This is a genomic window from Edaphobacter sp., assembly GCF_035532915.1.
GTDB lineage: Bacteria > Acidobacteriota > Terriglobia > Terriglobales > Acidobacteriaceae > Edaphobacter.
In genome coordinates this window covers 1-3,590 of the sequence record NZ_DATKQC010000169.1, presented here as the reverse complement: position 1 = coordinate 3,590, position 3,590 = coordinate 1, and the positions used below count along the sequence as shown (strand labels likewise).

Annotated in this window: 3 protein-coding genes; all 3 read left to right on the top strand. The window is 57.4% G+C overall.

Annotated elements, in window-relative coordinates; genetic code table 11:
- Positions 1–295 (top strand): hypothetical protein (locus tag VMU57_RS08210; RefSeq protein WP_325382301.1); only part of this gene is annotated, 295 nt, incomplete at its 5' end.
- Complete coding sequence (locus VMU57_RS08205) at positions 295–1,917, top strand: hypothetical protein (RefSeq protein WP_325382299.1); 1,623 nt, start codon at positions 295–297, stop codon at positions 1,915–1,917. The genes VMU57_RS08210 and VMU57_RS08205, both read left to right, overlap by 1 nt.
- Positions 1,905–3,590, top strand: a 1,686-nt coding sequence (locus VMU57_RS08200; RefSeq protein ID WP_325382297.1) for a nuclease-related domain-containing DEAD/DEAH box helicase, incomplete at its 3' end; no start/stop codon positions are given. The genes VMU57_RS08205 and VMU57_RS08200, both read left to right, overlap by 13 nt.

Here is a 3,590-nt window from a genome sequence, read left to right as displayed (position 1 = left end):
CGTCATCTTCTACAACGCGAGGACGGAAAACTTTGACCGCCACACGCCCCAGCCCTCTTTAGTGATTGCGGACGGGGACACATCCTTTCTCAAAGTGCTGGGTGGGTCGGAGTTCCAACGCTCTGACGTAATCGGCGTAATCCACCGAGTAGTTGAGCGCGACCGCTTGGAAGCCTTGGGCAACCAGATGCTTGGATTGCAGCAGTGGTATGCCGAGGATACCGAAATGCTTGGCGGACTTCCGGCCGCGCCGCGTGCTATCGGTCTCTCAATTCTGAAGCGGAGAACACCGTAATGCCGGTAGCCGCGTCGCAGGTCTTCGATTTCATCGAGCAGCAGGCAACTGTAGCCATCGAACGGCACGAGATTGCATCGACCGCTTTCGGCGCCCTGCGCCGGAGCTTGCGTCAGATTGTGGTGACGCTCCGGGACTCCGACACCCAAGAGGCTCTTGATATCTCGGACCGGCTCCGGGCTCTCCTGTCCGAGTGGCTCACGGTTCCAGTGCCTTTCGATAGCTCGATGCTTGATACTTTGAGAGAACTGCTCGGGGCAACTGAAGGGGTTCAATCTCGCTGGGGGTTAGATGTACGGACGCTGTATGAGTCAGCCCTTCGTGCTGCGGCGGAACTTCCGTCCATTGAGAACCCAGTGCGAGAAGCGATTCGCTTGGCCATCCGCGAACAGCGCTCTCAAGGCCAAACGTTAAAGGTTTACTGTTCGCGCCGGGCCCGGCTTCATTTTGAGTCGGTTCTAGTCCCGACCGAAGACCCGCCGCTCTTGGAGATCGCGTTCCTTCACTCAGTGCGGGATTACCGAGAAACTGCTCCGTTCGACGTTTTGATAAAAGTGGGACCGCTTCGTGCCCGAGGCTGGGGTTCGGCGCCCGACGCTCTGCTCACCGCACCACGCTTTCGCAAGCTATTGCAAATTGTCTGGTCCGGCTGCAGCGACGAGCCAGACTTCGGCTACGACCCGGTATCGCCTCCCACCGATTCCCAAGGCGCCAGCGGTTCCACCGCGGCGACGAATTCTGGCAGTAGACGTGGCCAGATCACCTGGACTACGCGATTGGTTCGTTCAGGCCAGGACACCGGTGCCCTTCCGGGCGACGCGGCGGAACTCGATGAGTTGCGAGTCTTCAGGGAAATGATTCAGCAGCGAGAAAAGCGCACTGCTACGCTCGTTCAAGTCGACGAGGAACATGCCATTCTGTACCCGCCGCATTCCTTGGTTCTCAGCTTCGATCCCGACCCGGCCTCACGGGAGCCTATTGATCGTCGAATGCCCTCTGAAACGCTTGTTGAGGGCATGTATTTGATCAGGCCACTAGTAGATGACGTCGACTTCGGCGGAGTACGCGCCGAGCATGGGCACTATAGTCAGATTTGGAAATCCAAATTGGAACTGGAGTGGCGGGCTAATGCTGCCGGTCTGATAGCGCGCCTGCGTACCGCTGGTCTCAATCTACAGCATCTTAGTTCCGCGATCCAACATTGGTGCAAACCACCGAGCACCGTCATCCATGCGCCCCAGCAAATGAAGCATTTCGAGGTTCTCTTGCGCGTATTGGAGGTTGACAGCGATGCCCCCAACAACCGGAATCAGAAGGCGCCCCTTTGGAAACTTGCGTGGAATGAAGTACGGCGGTCGCGGGGAGAGGCGATTCAGTTTGGCGTCCAAGAACAAGAAATTGTAGAGGAGCAGCTGCTCAATATCCTCAGAAAGCTGGTGCCCCAGATTCGGGAACGTGCCATGACAGGCGGTGGCTTCCACTTGGCCATACCGCCCGGCAGTGGTATCACGGGCGACCTGCTGTTTTTAAGAGTGAGTGGAATCGAGGAGGGCTTCAGTGTCCCGGAGACCGACCTCAAGGTTGTCCGCGAACTAAGTATGGTTGACCAATGGCGCGACTGATTCCCTCCTTCATGGACGAACGCACGCCCGTGGGTGAGCGCGACGTCTTCAACCTGATTGCGGCCGGCCCCGATGACTGGGTCGCGCTGCATTCCCTTGATCTTGCTCCGTGGAACCGGGGTCTTCGCACCGAGGTAGATTTTGTGATCATCGTGCCGGACGCAGGCATTCTCTGCGTAGAGGTCAAGTCCCACGAAAACATTTCGTTCGATGGTCACAGATGGTATCCCGAGACCATTAGCCGTTCGCCATTCAAGCAGGCGGCGGACGGGCGGCATACGTTCTATCGCCGCTTCTCGGAGCTCGCGCCGCAATTCAAGCGTGTTCCAGTTGTCCATTGCTGCATTTTCCCGCGGTCCCCGTTTGACCTGTCGCCAAACCTCTCGGTCCAGCCATGGGAATTAATGGATCTGCGCACTTTCCGATCATTGGAAAGCGGCACCGCATTCTGTGCAGAATTAAGGGCCAGAATCGATCGTAGCGTCGCGGCGGATGGTCAACTATCGCGCCTCGATCATCGGCTTTCCCCGAGTCAGATTGACACCGTCGTAAGGTCTTGTGTGCCGGTGCAAAAGCGCCACCCAGGCGCGCGAGAGGAGATTCGGCGCCGCGAAGAGGAGGTCGCGAAGGTTCTGCGTCAGCAGCAAAAGCCCGTGCTGCAACTTGCTACGTGGAACGATCGGCTGGTCGTTTCCGGCGGGGCTGGTACGGGCAAGACCCTAATCGCCATTGAGGTTGCCAGACGTGCTGCCGAGAATGGCCGTCGAGTGGCGTTGCTGTGTTTCAACCAATTGATTGGGGATTGGCTAGGACGCAGGATAGAACAGTCCGTTCCCGCGCTCCCGAACCTGGTCGCGGGTCGCGCGATTCGCGTCATGGCGGAGCTGACGCAAATTTCGATCCCGAGCAAGCCTACGCAGGAGTTTTGGGACGCTGAGCTACCTCAGCAATTAGAGGAGCGTCTCACTGATCCTGATTTCAAGGCAGTGGCCACCTTTGACTATCTGGTCCTCGACGAGGCACAGGATCTTCTTGCTAGACCTCGGCTCTGGCAATGCCTAACCCAGTTTCTAAAGGGCGGTGTGGACAATGGCGCCTTTGCACTCTTTGGCGATTTCGATCAGCAAGTTCTCACTGAGCGCGAGGCAATGGAAACGGCGCTTGACGCATTGGACAGAATGAACCGGCCCGTCCGTTGGAAACTATCTGAGAACTGCCGCAACTATCAAATAGTGGGAGACACAGCGGTCCGGCTTGCCGGGTTTGTGAATCCAGTTTATTCGGGATACCTCCGCTCGGGAGGGGGCGTAAACAATTACGACATCTATTTCTACGACCATGATCAGGCGCAACTGGACAGGCTCGGTCAGTGGCTGAGGGAATTCAAGAAGCAAGGTTACAAACCCTCCGAAATTACGCTCCTTTCCTTTCGATCCGATCATATGAGCGCAGCCGCGCGCCTCGGTGCCGCGGGTTACAAGCTGCGCCCAGCATGGCAAGCGGGCGAACTAACTGCTTACGCTACCGTTCATGCCTTCAAGGGCATGGAGAACAAGATCATCATCATTACCGATGCCGTTCTCGATGATCGCGATATTCACAGGGGCTTGTTTTACACCGCAATAACCCGCGCCACGGAATCCGTTCGCGTACTGTGCGACAAGGGCTCTCAG

Bases quoted from the DNA above. Each gene is read 5' to 3' on its own strand.
- VMU57_RS08205 (WP_325382299.1), top strand. From the start codon at position 295: ATGCCGGTAGCCGCGTCGCAGGTCTTCGATTTCATCGAGCAGCAGGCA.